Origin of the sequence: Kitasatospora sp. NPDC089913, from assembly GCF_044748625.1 — a bacterium.
Taxonomy (GTDB): domain Bacteria; phylum Actinomycetota; class Actinomycetes; order Streptomycetales; family Streptomycetaceae; genus Kitasatospora.
In genome coordinates, this window is the sequence record NZ_JBIVGI010000020.1 from 103,425 (window position 1) to 126,591 (window position 23,167).

The 23,167-nt window shown below is 74.9% G+C and carries 2 protein-coding genes (1 of these 2 running past the window's edge); both read right to left on the minus strand.

Going from position 1 to position 23,167, the window contains the following annotated elements; genetic code table 11:
- The gene (locus tag ACIPYS_RS27165; RefSeq protein WP_400750644.1) at positions 1–22,434 is read right to left on the minus strand and encodes a non-ribosomal peptide synthase/polyketide synthase; all 22,434 of its coding nucleotides are present in this window, start codon (positions 22,432–22,434) and stop codon (positions 1–3) included.
- A protein-coding gene (locus ACIPYS_RS27170; RefSeq protein WP_400750647.1) for an amino acid adenylation domain-containing protein crosses the window boundary here: on the minus strand, positions 22,431–23,167 show its final stretch. The gene runs 16,246 nt beyond the window's last position; only the last 737 of its 16,983 coding nucleotides appear in the window; its start codon lies off the right edge, out of view; its stop codon occupies positions 22,431–22,433. Before ACIPYS_RS27170 ends, ACIPYS_RS27165 begins: the two co-directional genes overlap by 4 nt.

Sequence of the window (23,167 nt, forward strand, 5' to 3'; positions counted from 1 at the left end):
CTACTGCCCGTCGGCGGTCCGGGTCCTGCGGGCGTCCCGCAGGGACTGCGCGATCAGCGGACCGATCTCCGCCCAGGCGGCGGCCGTCGTCAGGTCGCTGTGGGTGTGGGCGAGGTCGTGGCCGACCACCCTGCCCTCGACGTACGGCTCCCACAGGGCCGGTGTGTTCTCGGATCCCTCCTTGCCCACCGTGGCGACGAACAGGAGCAGGTCGCCGCGGAACCGGTCCAGCGCGAAGTCCTGGGTGATCCGCGCGATGTTGGTGCCCACCCGGGCGAGCGCCTCGATGTGCCGCTCCTCCAGGCCGGCGACGGCGCTGTCGCCGCCGTCGAACAGGCTGCTGGCCCGGGCGAAGTCCAGCGGCTCCTCGCCCAGCTCGGTGAGGTCGTGGCCCAGGTGGGCCAGCAGCTGCCGGAGGACGTCCTCCGGCCGTTCCTCGACCACCTCGTGCCGGTTGATCACCGGATAGGCGTCGAGGACGGCCAGCGTCGCGACCTCCTCCCCGGCCTCCTGCAGCCGGGTGGCGATCAGGTGGCCGAGGAGGCCGCCGAGCGACCAGCCGGCCAGGTGGTAGGGGCCGTGCGGCTGGATCGCCCGGATCTGCTCCAGGAAGTCCTCCGCCATCGCGCTCAGCGACTCCGGCAGTGCCTCGTCCCGGGCCAGGCCGCGCGCCTGCAGCGCGTAGACCGGGTGCTCCGGGTCGATGTGGCGCAGCAGGCCCGCGTAGCTCCAGCTCAGGCCGCCGGCGGGCGGCAGGCAGAAGACCGGCTCGGCCGTGCCGGTGCTCCGCAGCGGGAGCAGCACGTCCATCGGATCGCCCTCCTCGCCGGTGGTGAGCAGTTCGGCGAGGCCACCGACGGTCGGACTCTCGAACAGCGCCACGATGCTCAGCCTGGTGCCGAAGGTGTGGTTGACCCGGTTGACCAGGGCCGCCGCGGTCAGCGAGTCGCCGCCGAGATCGAAGAAGCTGTCCCCGACCCCGACCCGGCCGACCTCGAGGGCCTCCGCGAACAGACCGCACAGCACCTCCTCGCGCGGCGTCCGGGGCGCTCCCCGGTGCAGGCTGCCCCCGTCGTCCGGCGCGGGCAGCGCCGGACGGTCGAGCTTGCCGTTCGCGTTGACCGGCAGCGCCGCGAGCGGCACGAACGCGGCCGGCACCATGTAGTCGGGCAACTGCCCCGAGACGTGCTTGCGCAGCACCATCGGGTCGGTCCCGGTGCCCTCGCGGGGCACCACGTAGGCCACCAGCCGGCGGCCTCCCCGGTTCGTCTCCCGCAGGACGACGGCCGCCTGGGCCACGTCCGGGTGGTCGAGGAGCACCGACTCGATCTCGCCCGGCTCGATCCGGAAGCCGCGGAGCTTGAGCTGCTGGTCGGCCCGGCCGAGGTAGCCGAGCCGGCCGTCGTGGGTCCAGCTGACCAGGTCACCGGTGCGGTACATCCGGCTGCCCGGCGTGCCGAAGGGGTTCGGCACGAACCGCTCCGCCGTCAGGCCGGCGCGGTTCAGGTAGCCGCGGGCCAGACCGGGTCCGCTCACGTACAGCTCGCCCGCCACCCCCGTCGGCACCGGCCGCAGCCGTGCGTCGAGCACGTAGACGGCGGTGTTGGCGATCGGCCGGCCGATGGTGAGCGGCGCCGTGGACAGCGGGTCGCTCATGGTGGCGCAGACGGTCGTCTCGGTCGGGCCGTACGCGTTGATCATGCGCAGCCGCGGTGCCCACAGGTCGACCAGGTGCTGCGGGCAGGGCTCGCCGGCGACCACCAGGGTGCGCAGCCCGGGCAGGTCCTCGGGCCGGATCGACGCCAGCACCGTGGGCGGGACGGTGGCATGGGTCACCCCGTGCCGGGCCATCACCCCGGTCAGCGTCGGGCCCGGCAGCAGTTCGTCCGCCGGGGCGAGCACCAGGGTGGCCCCGGCCACCAGGCTGGTCACGATCTCCGACACTGCGGCGTCGAAGCTCGGTGACGCGAACTGCAGGAGCCTGCTCCCGGCGTCGATCGCGAACCGCTCGATCTGGGCGGCGGCCAGGTTGCCGATGCCCCGGTGGGTGACCACGACGCCCTTGGGCCGACCGGTGGTGCCCGAGGTGTAGATGACGTACGCGGCGTCGTCCGGGGACGCTCCGGCGGCCGGGACGGGGGGTGTCGCGGGCTGCGCCGCCCACTCGGCCCGCAGCGCCGGGTCGTCCAGGACCAGCGTCGGTACGTCGGCTCCCACCTCCGCCAGCAGCCCCGCCGTGGCGGAGGTGGTGACGACCAGCGCCGGACGGGCGTCGGCCAGGACGAACGCGCGCCGGTCGGCCGGGTGGCGCGAGTCCACCGGCAGGTAGGCGGCCCCGGCCCGGGCGACCGCGAGGACCGCGACGACCGTGTCCGGCGTGCGCTCCAGCATCAGTCCGACCAGGGACCGCTCCGCGGCGCCGTGCCGGGCCAGCAGCCGGGCGAGCCGGTTGGCCCGCCGGTCCAGCTCCGCGTAGTCGAGCCGCTCGTCCCCGTGGACCACGGCGGTCCGGTCCGGGTTCGACCGCGCCTGCTCGGCGACGAGCTCGGACCACCGCTGCGGCGGTACCGGACGCCCGGTGGCGTTGAACCGCCGGACCACCTGGTCGAACCGGTCCTCGCCGAGCAGGTCGATCAGGCCGACCGGCCGGTCCGGGTCCGCGGCCAGGGCGCGCAGCCATTCCACCAGCTGGTCGACCAGGTCGGTCACGCTGCGCTCGTCGAACACGTCGGGCCGGTGGTCCACCCGCAGCCGCAGGGACGGGCCGCGCATCGAGGCGCACAGCGCCAGCGGGTAGTGGGTGGCGTCGCTGGTCCGGTCGTCGCTGACGTCGACCTCGCCGGGCTCCTCGCGCAGGCCCTGGGGCGGTGCCGGGTAGTTCTCGAACACCGTCGCGGTGTCGAAGAGTTCGCCGAACCCGGTGAGGCGCTGGACGTCGGAGAGCCGCAGGTACGAGTGCTCCGTCAGCTCGGACTGCTGCCGCTGGATCCGCCCGAGCAGGGCGATCACCGGCTCGTCCGGCTCCAGCCGCACGCGGACGGGCAGGGTGTTGATGAAGAGCCCGACCATGGTCTCGATGCCGGCGATCTCCGGCGGCCGGCCGGACACGGTGGCGCCGAACACCACGTCGTCCCGCCCGGTCAGCCGGCCCAGCAGCGAGGCCCAGGCGCCCTGCACCAGGGTGGCCATGGTCAGGCCGTGCCGGCGGGCCAGTGCGGCGAGCGCCGCGCTGAGCTGCCGGTCGACCTCGACGACCCGGCGTTGCGGCGCGACCGCCGCCCGCTGTCCCGCCGACGGCGCGAGCAGGAGGGGTTCCTCCAGCCCGGCCAGCGCCGTGCGCCAGGCCTGCTCGGCCTCGGTGCGGTCCTGCCCGGCGAGCCAGGTCAGGTAGCCGCGGTAGTCGGCCGGCGCGGGCAGCGTCCGGTCGTCGCCGCCGGTCGTGTACAGCTCGCCCAGTTCACCGAGGACCACCGGCATGGACCAGCCGTCGAGCAGGATGTGGTGGTTGGTGAGCAGGAAGCGGTACGCGTCCTCGGCCACCCGGATCAGCGTGAAGCGGACCAGCGGTGGACGGGCCGGGTCGAAGCGGCGGGTGCGGTCCTCGTCGACGATCCGGGCCACCTCGCGGTCCAGGTCCTCGCCGTCCAGCGCCCGCAGGTCGTGCTCGTACCAGGGCAGTGCCGGGTCCGCCACGACCACCTGCACCGGACGGGCGAGGTCGTCCTGCCGGAAGGCCACCCGGAGGTTCGGGTGACGGCGCAGCAGGGCCGTCGCCGCGGCCCGCAGGGCGTCCCGGTCGACACGGCCGTCCAGTGCCCAGAGGAACTGGACCGTGTACGGGTCCTGCTCGCCCTCGTCGTACTGGGCGTGGAAGAGCAGCCCCTCCTGCAGCGGCGTCAGCGGCAGTACGTCGGTCAGACCGGGCAGCTCGCTCTCCAGTCGCTCGATCTGGCGCTGGGTCAGTTCGACCAGCGGCAGGTCGGACGGCGTGCGGCCGGCGTTGCCGGGGCGCCGCAGCTGGTCGGCCAGCGCGCGCAGCGCCGCCACCCAGTCCTCGCAGAGCTCCAGGATCTCCTCGTCGGTGAAGAGCCCGTCCGGCCAGGTCCACATGCAGCTCAGCGAGGAACCGGCGGCGAAGTCGTCCGTCCGGGCGTTGATCTCCAGCGCGTGGGCGAACGGCCGGCGACCGTCCGCGCCGCCGTCGTACCGACCGGCCTCGAACGTCGGTTCGGTGACGACCGGCGCCGGCTCGCCCTCCGGCGCCGTGAAGCGGCCGAAGTAGTTGAAGGCGAGCTGGGGCTCGGCGCCGCCGGCCAGCCGCTCGGACGCCTCCGGGTCCAGGTACCGGAGCAGGCCGTAGCCCAGACCGTGGTCCGGGATCCGGCGCAGCTGCTCCTTGACCGCCTTGGCCGCCCGCGCGGTGGCCGGTCCGCCGGCCAGCGCCTGCGCGGTGTCCACGCCGGCGAGGTCGATCCGCACCGGGTACATGGCGGTCAGCCAGCCCACGGTCCGGGTCAGGTCGACGCCTTCGAGGACGTCGTGCCGGCCGTGGCTCTCCACCGCCACGAGCAGGTCGTCGCGGTCGGTGCCGCGCCACTTGGCGCGCCACCGGGAGAGGGCCAGGGCCAGGCCGGTGAGCAGGACGTCGTCGACGCCGCCGTGCACGGCCCGCGGCACGTCCGTCAGCAGTGAGGTGCTGAGGTCGGCGGGCAGCCGGACCTGGACGAAGCGGGTCGCGTCGACGGTGTCACGGGCCGGGTCGAGCGGCCGGAGGCCGAGCGGCGGCTCGGGGTCCCGCACCGTCGCCTCCCAGAGCCCGAGCTCGCCGCGGCGTTCGGCCGCGAGCGCGTGCAGTCGGGTCGCCCAGCCGCGCAGCGAGGTGCCGACCGGTTCGAGCGCGACGGGCCTGCCCTGCTCGGCCGCCTCGTAGGCCTCGAACAGGTCGGGCAGGAGCACCCGCCACGAGACGCCGTCGACGCAGAGGTGGTGCGCCATCAGCAGCAGCCGGCCGCCGTGCCCCGGTCCGGCGTCGAACCACACGGCCCGGAGCATGACGCCGTCGTCCGGCGACAGCGCGGCCATCGCCGCGTCGCGGTGCTCGACGATCACGGCCTCGAGCGCCGTGTCGTCCAGGCCGGCCGTGTCGACGCGGTGCAGCAGGTCGCCCGCGCGGACCGTCCCGGCCTCGGGGATGTTCAGCCGCCACGTCCCGTCGGTGCGGTCCAGCCGCATCCGCAGGGCGCCGTGCCGGTCGACCAGCGCCTGCAGCGCCCGCTCCAGCAGGTCCGTGCGGGCCCCGGCCGGGGCCGGCACGATCCGGGACTGGTGGAAGCCCTCGACCGGGCCGCCGTTCTCCCGCAGCCAGTGCACGATCGGCAGCAGCGGGACGTCGCCGGTCTCCGGCTCGTCGGCCGTGCCGGCCGCCGCGCCGTCGGCGGGCCGGGCCACCGCCGCCAGTTCGGCGACGGTCCGGTGCTGGAACACGTCACGCGTGCTGATCAGCAGTCCGGCCCGCCGGGCGCGGCTGACGAGCTGGATCGACATGATGCTGTCGCCGCCCAGGTCGAAGAAGTTGTCGTCGATGCCGACCGCCGGCAGGGCGAGGACGTCGGCCATCACCGCGCACACCCGCGCCTCCAGCTCGGTGCGCGGCGGCCGCCCGGTCGACGAGCCGGAGAACTCGGGCGCCGGCAGCGCGCGGCGGTCCAGCTTTCCGTTCACCGTCGTCGGCAGCGCCTCCAGTGCCACGAACGCGGTCGGCACCATGTACTCGGGCAGCCGCTGTTCGGCGAACGCCCTGACCGCGCCGACCAGTTCGCCGAGCCTGCGGGAGCCCAGCGGGTTGTTGACGTGCGTCGCGGAGCCCGGCCGGGCGGTCGACGGGTACAGCTCGGAGACCGTCTCCTCGTCGACGCCGAACACCGCGTCCAGCCGCCCGGGCGCGCCCGGGGCGTACGTGACGAGGACCGTCCGACCGCAGCGCCCGGCCAGCTCGTGGAGCTCCTCGGGGTGGATGCCCCGCTCCTCCGGGGCGTTCAGCGCGGACAGCGCCTCGGCGACCGGCCGTCCGTCGGCCAGTGCCCGTACGGCGGCCTGTTCGCCGGCCAGCCGGGCGTCCGGGATCCCGGTCACCCGGACCGGCAGGCCGTCGCCGGTCGCGATCCGGCGCTCCAGGTCCTCCGGGTTCAGGACCTCCGTGCCGTACCGCAGCCGCGGCAGCTCGCCGAGCGGGCGTGCTCCGGCCGGGGCCGTCCGCAGCACCACGTCGAAGCGGTGGCGGGTGAGTTCGGTGTCGCTGAGGCCCCGCTTGACCCGGACGTCCACGGCTTCGAACGCCGGGATCCGGCCGGGCAGCGCCGCGAAGTACTCCGGGTCGACCAGGAGTTCCTTCTCCATCATGATCGTCTGCTCGACCGAGCGGGACAGCTCCGCAGGGGTCTGCCGGCCGTTCCAGTGGAGCAGCCCGACCGCGGTCTGGAAGCCGCGCTGGGTGCGCAGGTTGCGCTGGTCGCCCAGGAAGACGGCGCCGCCCGGCACCAGCAGGTGCGACAGCGAGTCGAGCACGTCGGTCAGGTAGGCGGCGCTCGGGAAGTACTGCGCCACCGAGTTGATGACCACGGTGTCGAAGAACTCCCGGGGCAGGGCGTCCAGTTCGTGTGCGGCGCCGATCTCGAGCCGGACCTTGTCCGCCAGTTCGGGCCGGGCCTCGACCTGCTGCCGCAGGACGGCGATCGCCTCCGGGGAGAAGTCGATGCCCCAGTACGCCTCGCAGTCGCCGGCGAGCTTCGCCAGCAGCAGTCCGCTGCCGACGCCGATCTCCAGCACCCGGCGCGGGCGCAGCCCGAGGATCCGGGCGACCGTGGCGTCCCGCCACTCGCGCATCTCCTCCAGCGGGATGTCCTCGCCGGTGTAGCTGCTCGCCCAGCCGCTGAAGTCCTCGCCGAACTCCTCCGGCCGCTCCGCGCCGTACAGTTGCGCGTAGAGCTCCTGCCACTGCCCGATCTGCTCGTCGGCGGTGCCGTCGTCCCCGGCCGTCCCGGGGGAGTCCGCCGGCGGTGTCGCGTTCGGCACCAGGTAGGCCACCAGCTGGCGGTCGCCGGGACGGTCCTCGCGCACCAGGACGGCCGCCTGGGCGACGTCCGGGTGGCCGGCCAGGGCCGCCTCGATCTCGCCGGGCTCGATCCGGAAGCCGCGGATCTTGACCTGGTCGTCGGCCCGGCCGAGGAACTCGACCGCACCGTCGGCGTTCCAGCGCACCAGGTCGCCGACCCGGTACATCCGGGCGCCCGCCGGGCCGTGCGGATCCGCCACGAACCGTTCGGCGGTCAGCCCCGGCCGGCCCAGGTAGCCGCGGGCCAGGCCCGCACCGGCGATGTACAGCTCGCCGGGGACCCCGGCCGGGACCGGCTGCAGCGCCTCGTCCAGGACGAAGACCCGCATGTCGTCCAGCGGCCGGCCGATCGGGACCTGGGCCGGGATCCGGCCGGCGTCCTCGATCCGGAAGGTGGTGGCGAACGTGGTCGTCTCGGTCGGGCCGTAGCCGTCGACCACCACCAGCCCCGGGCAGGCCGTCATGACCCGCCGCACCGCCTCCGCGGGCACCACGTCACCGCCGGTCCACACCTCGGCGACGCCCGCGAAGCACTCCGGGGTCTCCTCGGCGGCGAGCCGGAACAGCCCCGCGGTCATCCACAGACCGGTGACCCGGTTCTCCTCGACCACCCGGGCGAGCGTCACCAGGTCGAGGTCGCCCCGGGGGGCGAGCACGACCTGGCCGCCGTTCAGCAGCGGCACCCACAGCTCGTAGGTCGACGCGTCGAACGCCTGCGGGGAGTGCATCAGCACCCGGCGGTGCGCCTGCGGGCGGAACGCCCGGTCCGAGGCGAGCGCGGTCACATCGGCATGGGTGATCCCCACGCCCTTCGGCACGCCCGTCGAGCCGGAGGTGTACATCACGTACGCGAGCTGCTCGGGGTGCACGACCTCGGGCAGCCGGACGTCCGGGGCCTCCCCGGGGTCGGACCGGTCCGACCCGGCGTCCACCACCAGGACCCGGGCGTCGTGCTCGCACTCCAGCGCCGGCGAGGCGGAGTCCGTCAGCAGGACGGAGACCCGGCTGTCGGCCATGATGTGGCTGCGGCGGGAGGCCGGGTAGCGGGGGTCGATCGGCACGTAGGCCGCACCGGCCCTGAGCACCGCCAGGATCGACACCACCAGGCCCGCCGAGCGCTCCTGGAACAGCGCGACCCGGTCCTCGGGCCGGACGCCCGCCGCCACCAGCCGGCGCGCCAGCCGGCCGGACTCCTCGTCCAGTTCGCGGTACGTCAACCGTCGGTCGTCGGCGGACACCGCGACCGCGTCCGGTGTGCGCGCGGCCTGCGCGGCGAACCGCGCGGTCACGGCGGCCGGCGCCGAGCCGGTCGCGGTGTCGTTCCACCGCCGCAGGACGGTCTGCCGCTCCTCGTGGTCGAGCAGGTCGATCGAGCCGATCCGCAGCCGCGGGTCCGCCGTCACGGCGGTCAGCAGCCGCTCCAGCCGCTCCACCAGGGTGGTGACCGTCCCGGGGTCGAACAGGTCGGCGCTGTACTCGACGAAGCCGTCGATGCCCGCGGGCGCCCCGTCGGTCCCGCCGAACTGCTCGGCGAAGCTGAGGAACAGGTCGAAGCGGGAGGCTCCGGTGAAGCCGTCCTCCGGGCTGAGGGTCAGGCCGGGCAGCTCGACGTCCTCCGCGACGGTGGCGTTCTGCAGCGCCAGCATCACCTGGAACAGCGGCTGGTGCCCGGCGGAGCGGTCCGGCCGGAGCACCTCCACCAGATGGTCGAACGGGACGTCCTGGTTGGCGTACGCCGCCAGCGCGGTCTCCCGGGCCCGGCCGACCAGCTCGGCGAACGAGGGGTTGCCGCTCAGGTCGTTGCGCAGCACCAGGGTGTTGACGAAGAACCCGACCAGCTGGTCGAGGGCCTCGTCGGTACGGCCCGCGATGGGGCTGCCGAGCGGAATGTCGTGGCCGCCGCCGAGCTTGCCGAGCAGGGCCGCGACCGCGGCCTGGAGCACCATGAAGGTGCTGGCACCCTCCCGCTGCGCCAGGGACCGTACCGCGGCGTGCAGTTCGGGCCCCAGCGCGATCGGCAGGCGCCCCCCTCGGTAGCCGGCCACCGGGGGGCGCGGCCGGTCGGTCGGCAGGTTCAGCAGGTCCGGCAGGTCGGCGAGGGTCCGCTTCCAGTGCGCGACCTGCCGGGAGAACAGGCTGTCCGGGTCGGACTCCTCGCCGAGCAGCTGCCGCTGCCACAGCGTGTAGTCGGCGTACTGGACCGGCAGCGGCTCCCACTGCGGGGCCCGGCCGGCGTGCCTGGCCGTGTACGCCCGCGACACGTCGTCGGCCAGCGGGCCCAGCGACCAGCCGTCGCCGGCGATGTGGTGCACGACCAGGACGAACACGTGCTCGGTCGGGGACAGCGCGAGCAGGGTCGCCGCGACCGGCGGCCGGGTGGTCAGGTCGAACGTCCGGCGCACGGCGGCGGCGGTCGCCTCCTCCAGCTCGTCGCCGGTCACCTGTCGGCAGGTCGGTTCGATCCGCGCCTCGCCGGGCTCGAGCACCACCTGCCGGGGCAGGCCGTCGATCTCCGGGAAGACCGTGCGCAGGCTCTCGTGCCGGCCGACGACGTCCTGGAGGGCGGCCGTCAGCGCGTCCAGGTCGAGCCGGCCGGAGAGCCGGACCACGAACGGCATGTTGTACGTCGGGCTCGGGCCCTCCAGCCGGTGCAGGAACCACATCCGGCGCTGGGCGAAGGACAGCGGAACCGCGTCGGGGCGCGGCTGCGGGCGCAGGGCGGGGCGGGCCGCCCCGGCCGAGTCCAGCTGCCCGACCAGTCCGGCGACGGTCGGGTTCTCGAACAGGGTGCGGATCGCGAGCTCCACCCCGAACACGGTCCGGATCCGGCTCATCAGGCGGGTCGCCATCAGCGAGTGGCCGCCGAGGTCGAAGAACCCGTCCGCGACGGAGACCGCGGTCCGCCCCAGGGCCTCGGCGAACAGGCCGGACATGATCTCCTCGCGGGGCGACCGGGGCGCGACGACCTCCCCGGCGGCACTGTCGGCCGGCACGGGCAGCGCCCGGCGGTCCAGCTTGCCGTTGGGCGTCAGCGGCAGGGCGTCCAGCCCGACCACGACGGACGGGACCATGTAGTCCGGCAGCTCCGCCGCGGCCCGGCGGCGCAGCGCGGCGGCGTCCACCGGCCGTCCGGCGGCCGGTACCGCGTAGGCCACCAGCCGCTGGTCGCCCGGCCGGTCCTCGCGCAGCACCACCACGGCCCGGGCGACGTCCTCGTGCCGCGTCAGGACGGCCTCGATCTCCCCCGGCTCGATCCGGAAACCGCGCAGCTTGACCTGGTGGTCCACCCGGCCCAGGTACTCCAGCTCCGACCCCCGGCCCCAGCGGGCCAGGTCGCCGGTCCGGTACATCCGGGTACCGGCGGCGAACGGGTCGGCGACGAAGCGCTCCGCCGTCAGGTCCGGCCGGCCCAGGTAGCCCCGGGCCAGGCCGGCCCCGGCGATGTACAGCTCGCCGGGCACGCCCGGCGGGACCGGACGCAGCCGCTCGTCCAGGAGGTGGACGTCGGTGTCGGTGATCGGGTGCCCGATGTGCGGGGTGCCCGCCCCGAGCTCCGCGGCCGTCGACCAGATCGTGGTCTCGGTGGGCCCGTACAGGTTGGTCACCCGGCCGCCCCCGGCGGTCAGCCGGCCGGCCAGCTCGGGCGGCAGCGCCTCGCCGCCGACCAGCTTGCGCAGACCGCGCAGGGCCGGGGCGTCGTGCTCGGCCAGCGCCTGCCACAGCGACGGGGTCGCCTGGAGGACGGTGGCTCCCGCCGCGGCCGCCAGCGCGAGCAGGGCCGAGGGCTCGCGCACGGTCTCCCGGTCGGCGAGGACCACGGCCGCGCCGGCCGCGAGCGGCAGGTAGAGCTCCAGGGCGGCGATGTCGAAGGACACCGTCGTGACCGCCAGCCACCGGTCCCCGGTGGTCAGCGGGAAGCGCCCGGCCATGTCGTGCAGGAAGTTCGCCAGCCCGCGGCGCGGGACCACGACACCCTTGGGCCGTCCGGTGGAGCCGGAGGTGTGGATGACGTAGGCGGGGTGCTCCGGGTGCACCGGAGCGAGCCGCTCGGCGTCCGTCCAGTCCCGGCCCGACCGTTCGGCCAGGACCGCCCGGGTCGGCGCGTCGTCCAGCACGACGACGGCACCGCCCAGCGGCAGTCCCCGTCCGGCGCCGGAGGTCACGCTCAGCGTCGGACGGGCGTCGGCGACGGTGTACGCGAGCCGGTCCTCCGGGAGTCCGGGGTCGAGCGGCAGGTAGGCCGCGCCGGACCGGAGCACCGCCAGCAGCGCCACCGGCAGCTCGGCGCCGCGCGGCAGCGCGACGGCGACCAGCCCGCCGGGCGCCGCGCCCAGCGCGACCAGGTGCCGGGCGAGCCGGGTGACCCGTTCGTCCAGCTCGCGGTAGGTCAGCGACTCGTCGCCGGCGCGGACGGCCAGGGCGTCCGGCACCTCCGCGGCGCGGCGGGCGAGCAGGGCGTCGACGTCCTCTGCCGGTGCCGTCCGGCGCGGTCCGGTGCCGGCGGCCCGGACGGCCGCGAGCTCCGTGGCGTCCAGCAGCTCCAGTGCGCCGACTGGTCGCCCGGGCTGCTCCACCGCGGCGGTGAGCAGCCGGACCAGCCGGGCGACCAGGGTCTCCACCCGGTCCCGGTCGAACAGGTCGACGGCGTAGCTCGCCGTGCCGGTGATCCCCGCCGGCGCGCCGTCCTCGGTGCGGTGCTCGGCGAAGGTGAAGGAGAGGTCGAACTTCTCCGTCTCCAGGTCGAAGCCCTCCGGCCGCACCTCCAGCCCGGCCAGCCGGCCCATGCCCCAGTCGGCCCGGTCGGCGTTCTGCAGGTTGAGGGCCACCTGGAACAGCGGGTGGCGGGACATCGACCGGCTGGGGTTGAGCGCCTCCACCAGCCGCTCGAACGGCAGGTCCTGGTGGGCGTACGCGCCCAGACCGGTGCTGCGGACCCGGTCGAGCAGCTCGGTGAAGGTCGGGTCGCCGGAGACGTCGGTGCGCAGCACCAGGGTGTTGACGAAGAATCCGACCAGGTCGTCGAGCGCCTCGTCGGTGCGTCCGGCGATCAGGCTGCCGATCGGGATGTCCTCGCCGCCGCCCAGTCGCGACAGCAGGGCGGCCAGACCCGCCTGGAGCACCATGTAGACGCTGGCCTGCCGGGTGCGCGCCAGCTCGTCGACCCGCCGGTGGACGTCGGCCGGGATCTCGATGTCGATCCGCGCGCCCCGGTAGCTCGCCACGGCGGGCCGGGGCCGGTCGGTCGGCAGGCCGAGGTCCTCGGGCAGCCCGGCGAGGGTCTGCCGCCAGTAGCGCAGCTGCTGGGAGATCTGGCTGTCCTCGTCGGCCTCGTCGCCGAGCACCTCGCGCTGCCAGAGCGCGTAGTCGGCGTACTGCACGGGCAGCTGAGGCCGGTCGGTCCCGCGGCCCTCGGCGCGGGCCCGGTAGGCGGCGGCGAGGTCGGCCATCAGCGGTGCCAGCGACCATCCGTCGGCGGCGATGTGGTGCATGGTGAGGGTGAGGACGTGCACGTCCCCGGCCACCCGGAACAGCCGGGGCCGGACCGGGATCTCCTCGGCGAGGTCGAAGCCGCGGCCGATCTCGGTGGCCACCGCCCCGGCGAGCTGCCCTTCGGAGACCGCGGTGACCTCCAGGCGAAGCCCGGTGTCGCCGGTGGGGAGCACACGCTGGACGGGGACGCCGTTCGACTCCGTGAAGACGGTGCGGAAGACCTCGTGCCGCTCCAGCAGGTCGTGCAGGGCCGCGGTGAGGGCCTCCCGGTCGAGGTCGCCGGTGAACCGCAGCACGATCGGCAGGTTGTACGCCGAACCGGTGCGCCGGTCGAAGCGGTTGAGGAACCACAGCCGCTGCTGGGCGTAGGACAGCGGGATCTCCTCCGGGCGCGGCATCGGTGCCGGCGCCCGGCGGCCCGTCCCGGCGCTGCCGAGCCGGGCGGCCAGGCCGGCCACGGTCGGGGCCTCGAAGACGGCGCGGATCGGCAGCTCCAGGCCGAAGGCGGTGCGGATCCGGCTGACCAGCCTGGTGGCGAGCAGGGAGTGCCCGCCCAGCTGGAAGAAGTCGTCGTGCGGGCCGACGTCGGGCACACCGAGCATGTCCCCGAACAGGTGGCGGAGGATCTCCTCCTGCGGCGAGCGCGCGGTGGCCGGGGCCTGGGCGTCCTGGCGGTGGGCGGGGGCCGGAAGGGCCTTCCGGTCGGCCTTCCCGTGGGCGGTCAGGGGGATCGCGTCGACGGTGACGAACAGCTGCGGGACCATGTACGCGGGCAGCCGCCCGGCGAGGTGCGCGGACAGCTCGGCGGCGGTCGGCGCTCCTTCCGTCGGTGCTCCGTCCGTCGGTGCTCCCTCCGCGGGCGCTCCGTCCGTCGGCACGATGTAGCCCACCAGGCGCTGGTCGCCCGGCCGGTCCTCGCGGACGATCACCGCGGCGGTGCGCACCGACGGGTGGGAGGTCAGCGCGACCTCGATCTCGCCCAGTTCGATCCGGAAGCCGCGCAGCTTGACCTGGTCGTCGCTGCGGCCGAGGTACACCAGTTCGCCCGAGCGGTTCCACTTGGCGAGGTCGCCGCTGCGGTACATCCGGCTGCCGGGCGCCCCGAAGGGGTCGGACACGAAACGTTCCGCGGTCAGCGCGGGCTGGTTCAGGTAGCCGCGCGCCAGCCCCCCGCCGGCGAGGTAGAGGTCGCCGGGCACGCCCTCGGGCACCGGTCGGAGCCCCGCGTCCAGCACGTACAGCCGGGCGTTCGGCTGCGGCCGGCCGATCGGCACCGGGCCGTCCGGCACCGGCTCGCCGGGGGCGATCCGGTACTCGGCGCAGTTCACCGTCGCCTCGGTCGGGCCGTAGACGTTGCGCACCGTCACACCGGGGTGCCGCTCGCGCCACTCGCGCAGCACCGCGCCGAGCAGCGCCTCGCCGCCGAGCAGCAGCTCGCCCGAGGGCGAGTAGCCGGCCGGGAGCGCGTTGAGCAGGGGCAGGTGGCTGGGGGTCGCCTTGAGGAAGGTCGCCGGGGCCCCGGCCAGCCGCGCGGCCTCGCGCGGCTCGGGGTCGGTGAGCGAGGCGAGGTCGACCCGGCCGCCGACCAGCAGGGGTGTGTAGAGGCCGGTGACGGTCAGGTCGAAGGACACCGGCGAGTGCACCAGCGCCACCCCGCGGGCCGCGTCGTACGCCCGGGTGGTGTGCGCCAGGTAGTCGCTGACCGAGCGGTGCTCGATCACGACGCCCTTCGGACGCCCGGTGGAGCCCGAGGTGTAGATCACGTACGCCGCGTCGCGCGGCGACAGCGGCCGGAGCCGCTCGGCGTCCGTGACGGGGCCGCTCGGGCGGGCCGACAGCTCCCGCACGGTGTCGGGCCGGTCCAGCAGGACGACGGGGGCGGCGCCGGACGGCAGGGCCGCGGCGGTGGCCTCGTCGCTGAGCACCAGCGCGGGGGACGCGTCGCCGAGCACGAGGGCGATCCGGTCGGCCGGGTTGGCGGGATCGACGGGCAGGTACGCGGCTCCGGCCTTGAGCACCCCGAGCAGCGCCGTGACCAGCCGCGGCGTCCTGGGCAGCGCGATCGCCACCAGGGAGCCCGGCCCGGTGCCGCCCGCGATCAGCAGGCGGGCGAGCCGGTTGGCGGCGGCGTCGAGTTCGGCGTAGGTCAGCGACTCCTCGCCGCGGACCACCGCGAGGGCGTCCGGGGTCCGCCCGGCCTGGGCGCCGAACAGCTCGTGCAGCGGCGTGGCCGCCACCTCGGCGGCGGTGTCGTTGTACTCCGTCAGGAGCCGGTCCCGCTGCTCGGCGGGCAGCATGTCGATGGTGTCGATCGGCTGGTCCGGGTCGCCGGCGGCGGACCGCAGCACCCGGCCCAGGTACTCGGCGAAGCCCTCCGCCGTCTCCCGGTCGAAGAGGTCCGTGCTGCACTGGATGTCGCCCTGCAGACCGGCCGGCCGGCCCTGCGCGTCGAACTCCTCGGAGAAGCCGAAGCCCAGGTCGAACCGGGCCGCACCGAGGTCCACGACGTACGACTCGAGCTCCAGGCCGTGCATCTCGGTGGTGTAGTCCTGCAGGTTCTGCAGGTTGAGCAGCACCTGGAAGAGCGGGTGGCGGGCGAGCGAACGGGTCGGGTTGACCGCCTCGACCAGCCGCTCGAACGGCACGTCCTGGTTGTCGTAGGCGTTGAGGTCGGTCTCCCGGACCCGGTCGACCAGCTGACGGAAGGTCGGCCGTCCCGAGGTGTCGGTGCGCAGCACCAGCATGTTGGTGAGGAAGCCGACCATCTCGTCGAGCGACTCGTCGGTGCGGTTCGCGATCACGCTGCCGATCGGGATGTCGGTACCCGCCCCGACCCGGTGCAGCATCGTGGCCAGCGCGGCCTGCAGCACCATGTACAGGCTCGCACCGGTCTCCTGGGCCAGCGCCAGCAGCCGCTCGTGCACGTCGGGTTCGACCCGGAAGTACACCGGCGTGCCGCGGTAGCTCGACACGGCCGGACGCGGCCGGTCGACCGGGAGCGACAGCTCCTCGGGCAGCCCGGCGAGGTTCTCCTGCCAGTACCGGAGCTGCTCGGAGTAGACGCTCTCCGGGTCGTCCTCGTCGCCGATGACCTCCAGCTGCCACAGCGCGTAGTCGGCGTTCTGCACCGGCAGCGGAGCGAACTCCGGGGCCCGGCCCAGGCAGCGGGCCTCGTACGCCTGCGCGAGGTTGGTCGCCAGGGGGCGCATCGACCAGCCGTCACCGGCGATGTGGTGCAGCACGAAGAGCAGGACGTGGTCCTCCTCCCCGAGCTCGTACAGGTGGACGCGCAGCGGCAGCTCGGTGGTGAGGTCGATGCCCACCCGGACCGCGGCCTCCAGCCGGGCGTCCAGCTCCTCGGGCCGGGTCCGCACCACGTCCAGCGGCGGGCGGGCCTCGTCGACGGGCAGGATCCGCTGGTACGGCACGCCGTCGGCCTCGGGGAAGACCGTCCGCAGCGCCTCGTGCCGGGCGACCAGGTCGGCCAGCGCCTCGGCCAGCGCGGCGCGGTCCAGCGGCCCGGTGAGCCGGAGCGAGATCGGCATGTTGTAGGTGGCGCTCCGGCCGTCGAAGCGGTTGATGAACCAGAGCCGCCGCTGCGCGAACGACAGCGGGATGTGCTCCGGCCGCTCCATGGCGCGCAGCGCGCTGCGGCCGGAGCGGGCGCCGTCCAGCCGCTCGCCGAGCGCGGCGACGGTCGGGGCGTCGAAGACCAGGTGGATCGGCACCTCCACCCCGAAGGCGGCCCGGATCCGGCTGACCAGGCGGGTGGCGAGCAGCGAGTCGCCGCCGAGCGCGAAGAAGCTGTCGTCGATGCCCATGTCCGGCCGGTCGAGCAGGGCCGCGAACAGGCCGAGCAGCTGCTCCTCGCGCGGGTTGCGCGCGGCCCGGCCGGTGGTGGTGGCCTCGGGCGCCGGAAGGGCCTTGCGGTCGACCTTGCCGTTGGCCGTGAGGGGGAGCCGTTCCAGCCGCACGAAGGCGGACGGGACCATGTACTCGGGCAGTTCGGCGCCCAGCCGGGCGCGGACCGCCGCCTCGTCGAGCGTCGTCCCCTCGGCGGGGACGAGGTAGCCGACGAGCCGGGGCCGGTCCTCGTCGTCCCGGCGGGCCACGACCGTCGCCTGGGCGACGTCGGGCATCCGCGCCAGGGCCGCCTCGATCTCGCCGAGCTCGATCCGGAAGCCGCGGATCTTGACCTGGTCGTCGGCGCGGCCGGCGAACAGCAGACTGCCGTCGGGCCTCCGGCGCACCAGGTCGCCCACCCGGTACATCCGGCTGCCGGCCGGACCGAACGGATCGGCGACGAACGACGCCGCCGTGAGACCGGGCCGGGTCCAGTATCCGGCCGCCAGGCCCTCGCCGGCGAGGTAGAGGTCGCCGACGGTCCCGACCGGGACCGGGCGCAGCGAGCCGTCCAGGACGTAGGCGCGCATGTTGTCCAGCGGGAGGCCGATCGGCACGGTCCCGGCCGGCGGGTTCGCCGCGTCCATCCGGTGCGAGGTGGCGAAGGTGGTGGTCTCGGTCGGGCCGTAGGTGTCCCGGACGACCATCTCCGGGAAGCGCTCCAGGACCCGGCGGACCGAGGCCGCGGGCACCACGTCGCCGCCGGCGAGCAGCTCGCGCACCGGGGCCAGGCACTCCAGGTCCTCGTCGACCACGAGCCGGAACAGACCGGCGGTCAGGTGCAGCCCGGTCACCCCGTACTCGGCGACCAGCCGGCCGAGCGTGGCCACGTCCAGGTCCTGGGGCGGTGCCAGCACGATCCGCCGGCCGGTGAGCAGCGGCATCCACAGCTCGTAGTTGGAGGCGTCGAAGGCGTGCGGGGCGTGCATGAGCACCGTGCCGTGCGCGTCGCCGGAGAAGCACCGGTCGAGCGCGAACGCGACCAGGTCGCGGTGGGTGACGGCGACGCCCTTGGCCTGCCCGGTGGAACCGGAGGTGTACATCAGGTACGCCAGGTGTTCCGGGTGGCCCGCGACGACGGGGGCGGTGTCGGGCTGCTCCGCCAGGCGCGGCTCCCGGTCCACGACGATCGTCGGGACGCCGGAGCCCGGCGCGGCGGCCGCCGAGGCGGAGTCGACCAGGAGCAGCGAGGCCTCGGTCTCGGCCAGGATGCTCTCGTGCCGCGCCCGCGGCGCCCGGGCGTCCAGCGGCACGTACGCCGCGCCCGCCTTGAGCACCCCGAGCAGCGAGACGACGAGTTCGGGGGAGCGGCGCTGCAGCACCGTCACCCGGGAGCCGGTGCCCACGCCGGAGGCGCGCAGCAGGTGCGCGAGCCGGTTCGCCGCGCGGTCGAGCTCCCGGTAGGTGAGCCGGCCGCCCTCCCAGAGCAGCGCGGTCCCGTCGGGGTGGCGTCCGACCTGCTCGGCGAACCGGGCCTGCACCGTCGAAGCCAGCGCCGGAACCTCGACCGCGGTGTCGTTCCAGCCCGTCAGCAGCTGCTCCCGCTCGGCGCCGGTGACCAGGCGCAGCCGGGAGAGCCGGCGGTCCGGGGCCTCGGCCATCTGCGCGAGGACCGAGGCCGTCCGCTCCCAGAGTCCGGACACCGTCGCGGCGTCGAACATGGTGGCGCGGTAGTGCAGCCGCCCGGTGAGCTCCTCGCCACCGGCCCGCCCGTCCACGACGAGCGAGAGGTCGAACCTCTCCAGGCCCAGGGCGGCGTCGTCCGGTCGCACGACCAGACCGGGCAGTTCGAGGCCGGCCCCGCCCTCGCCCCGGACGGTGAGCGCGACCTGCGCCAGCGGGTGCCGGGCCGCGACGAGGTCGGGCTCGAGGCGGCGCAGCAGCCGCTCGAACGGCACCGGGCGCAGCCGCGCCCCGGCGGCCGTCCGGCCGGTGCGGGCCAGCAGTTCGGCCACGGTCGGGTCGGCGGACAGGTCGACGCGCAGCACGGCGGGGTTCGCCGCGAGCGAGCCGGCGCCGGCGGTGTGCGGTGCGGACAGCGAGGCGATCGGCAGGTCCTGGCCCGCCCCGAGCCCGCCCAGCACCACGGCGAACGCGCCGCGCAGGACCGTCTCCAGGTCCACTCCGGCCTGCTCGGCGAGCGCGGTCACGCTCCGCCGCCACGCGGCCGGCAGCCGGACCGGGACGCTCAGCAGGTGCTGGGAGTCCCGGACGGCCCGCGGCCGGTCGACCGGCAGGACGATCTCCTCGGGCAGCTCCGCGAGCTGCCCGGCCCACCACTCGACGGCCTCCTCGTCCACCGCGAAGGCGGTCGTGTCGTCCCAGCGCACCGGCTGCCCGGCGACCCTGGACCGGTAGGCGGCCGCCAGATCGGCCGCCAGCCTCCCGCCCGCCCAGTCCTCGCCGGCGATCCGGTGCAGCACTGTCAGCAGCACGGACTCCGTGTCGTCGACCCGGAACAGGGAGAAGCGGACCGGGATCGCGGTCGTCAGGTCGAAGCCCTCGGCGGCGGCCGCGGACACGGCGGTCCCGTCGAAGCCGGCCACGGGCAGGGCCGGGCGCGCGCTCGCCGGCGGCAGCACGGCCCCGGTCGGCTCGCCGTTGACCTCCGGGAAGACGGTGCGCAGCGCGTCATGGCGGGCGAGCACGTCGTGCACCGCGCCGGTCAGCGCCTCGTGGTCGAGGTCACCGGTGAGCCGGACGGCGAACGGGACGTTGTGGGTCGGGGTCCGGTGCTCGAAGCGGTTGATGAACCAGAGCCGGCGCTGCGCCCGGGAGAGCTCCACCGGCCGGGTCCCGTCCGCCGGGGCGGTGTCGGGGAGCAGCGCCTCGATCTCGGCGACCAGCGCCTCGGGGGTGGGGGCGTCGAAGACGACCCGGATCGGCACGTTCACGCCGAAGGCGGTGCGGATCCGGCCGACCAGCCGGATCGCGACCAGCGAGTGCCCGCCGAGCAGGAAGAAGTCGTCGTCGAGGCCGACCTCGGGCACACCGAGGACGTCGGAGAACAGTCCGCAGAGCATCTCCTGGTGGGGCGTCGAGGGCGCGCGGCGCGCCCCGCGGGCGGCCACCGGCTCGGGCAGCGCGGCCCGGTCCGCCTTTCCGTTCCTGGTCAGCGGCATCTCGTCGAGCAGGACGAAGGCGCTGGGCACCATGTGCTGGGGGAGCCGGTCCCCGAGGTGGCGGCGCAGGTCCTCGCCGTCCGCGCCCTCGGCCACCGCGTAGGCCACCAGCCGGCGGTCGCCGGGGCGGTCCTCGCGCACGACGACCGCCGCGTCCCGCACCGCGGGGTGGGAGCGGACCGCGGCCTCGACCTCGCCGAGCTCGATCCGGAAGCCGCGGATCTTGACCTGGTCGTCGGCGCGGCCGACGAAGGCGAGCTCGCCGGAGGCGGTCCACCGGGCCAGGTCGCCGGTGCGGTACATCCGGCCGCCGGCCGGGCCGAACGGATCGGCGACGAACCGCTCGGAGGTGAGCCCGGCGCGCCCCAGGTAGCCGCGGGCGAGCCCGGGACCGGCGGCGTACATCTCGCCGACCGAGCCCACGGGAACCGGGCGCAGCGCCCGGTCGAGCACGTAGACGCGGTAGTTGTCGATCGGCCGGCCGATCGGGGGCGTGCCGCCGTCCGCGGTCAGCGGGCCGTGCTGGGTCGCGAGCACGGTCACCTCGGTGGGGCCGTACTCGTTGAACATCCGCACCCGCGGCGCGAAGGTGGCGACCGTCTCGGCCGGCAGCGCCTCGCCGCCGGTCAGCAGCACGCGCAGCGTGTCGAGGCTGTCCTCCGGCATCGCGGCCAGCGGCGACGGCGGCAGCAGCACATGGGTGATCCGGCGCTCGGCGATCAGCTCGGCCAGGACCGGGCCGACGGTGAGCCGCTCCTCGGGCGCGGCGACCAGCGTGGCACCGCTGAACAGCGCCATCGACAGCGACCAGTAGGAGGCGTCGAAGCTGTGGGAGGCGAACTGCAGCACCCGGTCGCCGGGGCCCACCGGGAAGGAGTGGCGCTGCAGGGCCGCGCCGTTGGCCAGGCCCTGGTGGCTGATCACGACGCCCTTCGGGCGCCCGGTCGAGCCGGAGGTGTAGATGACGTACGCCGGGTTGAGCAGGTTTGCCGGAGCGGTGCGTTCGGCGTCGGTCAGCGGGGTGTCCGCGGCGGCGGCGAGCGCCTCCCGGAACCCGGCGGAGTCGATCAGCAGCTGTTCGGCGCCCGCGGCCCCGGGCAGCAGCGGTGCGGCGTCGGTCGTGGTGATCACCGCCGTGGGGGCGGAGTCCTCGATGAGCAGGGCGACGCGTTCCCTGGGGTACGCGAGGTCCACCGGGACGTGGGCGGCCCCGGCCTTGGCGACGGCGATCACCGACAGCACGAACTCGATCGAGCGCGGCAGGGCCAGCGCGACGATCCGTTCCGGCCCGATCCCCCGGGCCGCCAGCAGCCGTGCCATCCGGTTCGCCCGCGCGTCGAGCTCCGCGTAGGTCAGCGAGGCCGACTCGAACTCGACCGCCACCGCGTCCGGTGTGCGGGCCGCCTGGGCCTCGAAGAGCTGTGCCAGGGTGGCCGGTTCGACCGGGCGGGCGGTCTCGTTGTTCCGCACCAGGACCCGGTGCCGTTCGGCGGGGTCCAGCAGGTCGATCCGCCCGACCAGCTGCTGCGGATCGGCGACCAGGGCCTCCAGCAGCAGCCGGGCCCGGTCCAGCAGCGCCGCGGTCTCCTCGGCGGTGAACAGGTCGGGCTGGTAGCTGACCCGCAGGTGCAGCCGGTCGCCGGGCAGCGCGATCAGGGTGATCGGGAAGTGGCTGTAGTCGGTGCTGTCGGACTCGAGCACCTTCAGTCCGGTGCCGGGCAGGCTCTCGGCGTTGTGGTCGACCGGGAAGCTCTCGAACACGGTCACCGTGTCGAACAGATCCGCCCCGCCGGCCAGCTGCTGGACGGCGGCGAGCCCCAGGTGCTGGTGCGGCAGCAGCTCCGACTGCTCGGCCTGCAACCGGGTCAGCAGGCCGACGAGGGGTTCGTCCGGATCGATCCGGACCCGCACCGGCAGGGTGTTGAGGAAGAGGCCGATCATGTTCTCGACGCCGGGCAGCTCCGGCGGGCGGCCGGAGACCGCCGTCCCGAAGACCACGTCGTCGCGGCCGGTGAGCTGGCCCAGCAGCAGGCCCCAGACGCCCTGGACGACCGTGTTCAGGGTGATGGAGTGACGGCGCGCCAGGTTGGTCAGTGCCGTGGTCAGCGAGCGGCTCAGGTCCGTCGTGGCCCGCTCCGGCACCAGCAGGGTGCGGCCGGGCTTCACCGGCCGCGCGACGGTCCCCTCGTCCAGGCCGTCCAGGGCCTCGCGCCAGGCCAGTTCCGCGGCCGGCTTGTCCTGCTTGGCCAGCCAGGCCAGGAAGTTGCGGAACGGGGGCACCGTCGGCAGGCCGCCGTCGTCCGTGCCGCCGCGGGCGTAGAGCGTGAACAGCTCGCTCAGCAGCAGCGGGATGGACCAGCCGTCCAGCAGGATGTGGTGGTGGGTGAAGAGCAGCCGGCAGCGCCGGTCGCCGAGCCGGATCAGGGTGAAGCGCAGCAGCGGCGGACGCCCGAGGTCGAACCGGCGGACCCGGTCCTCCTCGGTGATCCGCTCCGACTCGGCGGCGCGGGCCGCCCCGTCGAGTCCGGAGAGGTCGTGCTCCGTCCACGGGACCGGCACCTCCCGGAGCACCACCTGCACCGGCTGGGCGGAGTTCTGGTGCTGGAAGGCGGTACGGAGGTTGGGGTGGCGCCGCAGCACGGTGGCCGCCGCCGCCCGGAACGCCTCGACGTCCAGGTGGCCCTCGAGGTCCACGCTCAGCTGCGAGGTGTAGAGGTCGACGCCGCGGTCGTCGTAGAGGCTGTGAAAGAGCAGCCCCTCCTGCAGGGGAGTCAGCGGCAGGATTGCTTCAACTGCTGACGTGCTCATTCCGACACCTTCCAGTTCGCTTCGAACATCTTCAATTCGTCGTCGGACAGCGACACCAGCGACAGGTCGATCGCTCCGTCGTCGTCGGGGGCCGGCGGTTCGGCCCGGTCTTCGTCGGTCTCCGCCCCGTCGGTCGGCGTCGCCGCGGCCCCCTCGGCCGAGGAGGCGATCGCCGCCGCCGTCTTGTGCTGGAAGACGTCGCGTGCGGAGACGGCGACGCCCGCGGCCCGCAGCCGGCTGACCAGCTGGATCGAGATGATGCTGTCGCCGCCCAGGTCGAAGAAGTCGTCGTCGACCCCGACCGCGGGCAGGGCCAGGACCTCGGCCATCACCGCGCACACCCGGGCCTCCAGCTCGGTGCGCGGCGCCCGCCCGGTCGACCGGCTGGAGAAGGTCGGCGCCGGCAGCGCGCGACGGTCCAGCTTGCCGTTGACCGTCATCGGCAGGGCGTCCAGCGGCACGAACGCCGCCGGCACCATGTACTCCGGCAGCCTGTCCTCGGCGAAGGACCGCAACTCGGCCACCAGTGCGCCGAGTTGGCGGGACCCCAGCGGGTTGCTGACCTGGGCCGCCGGCTCCAGCTGCGCACCGGCCAGGTAGGTCCCGGCCAGCGTCGCGTCGTCGACGCCGAACACCGCGTCCAGCCGTCCGGCCGCTCCCGGCGCGTAGGTCACCCGCACGCCCAGGCCGCACCGGTCGGCCAGCTCGTGCAGTTCCTCCGGGTCGATCCCGG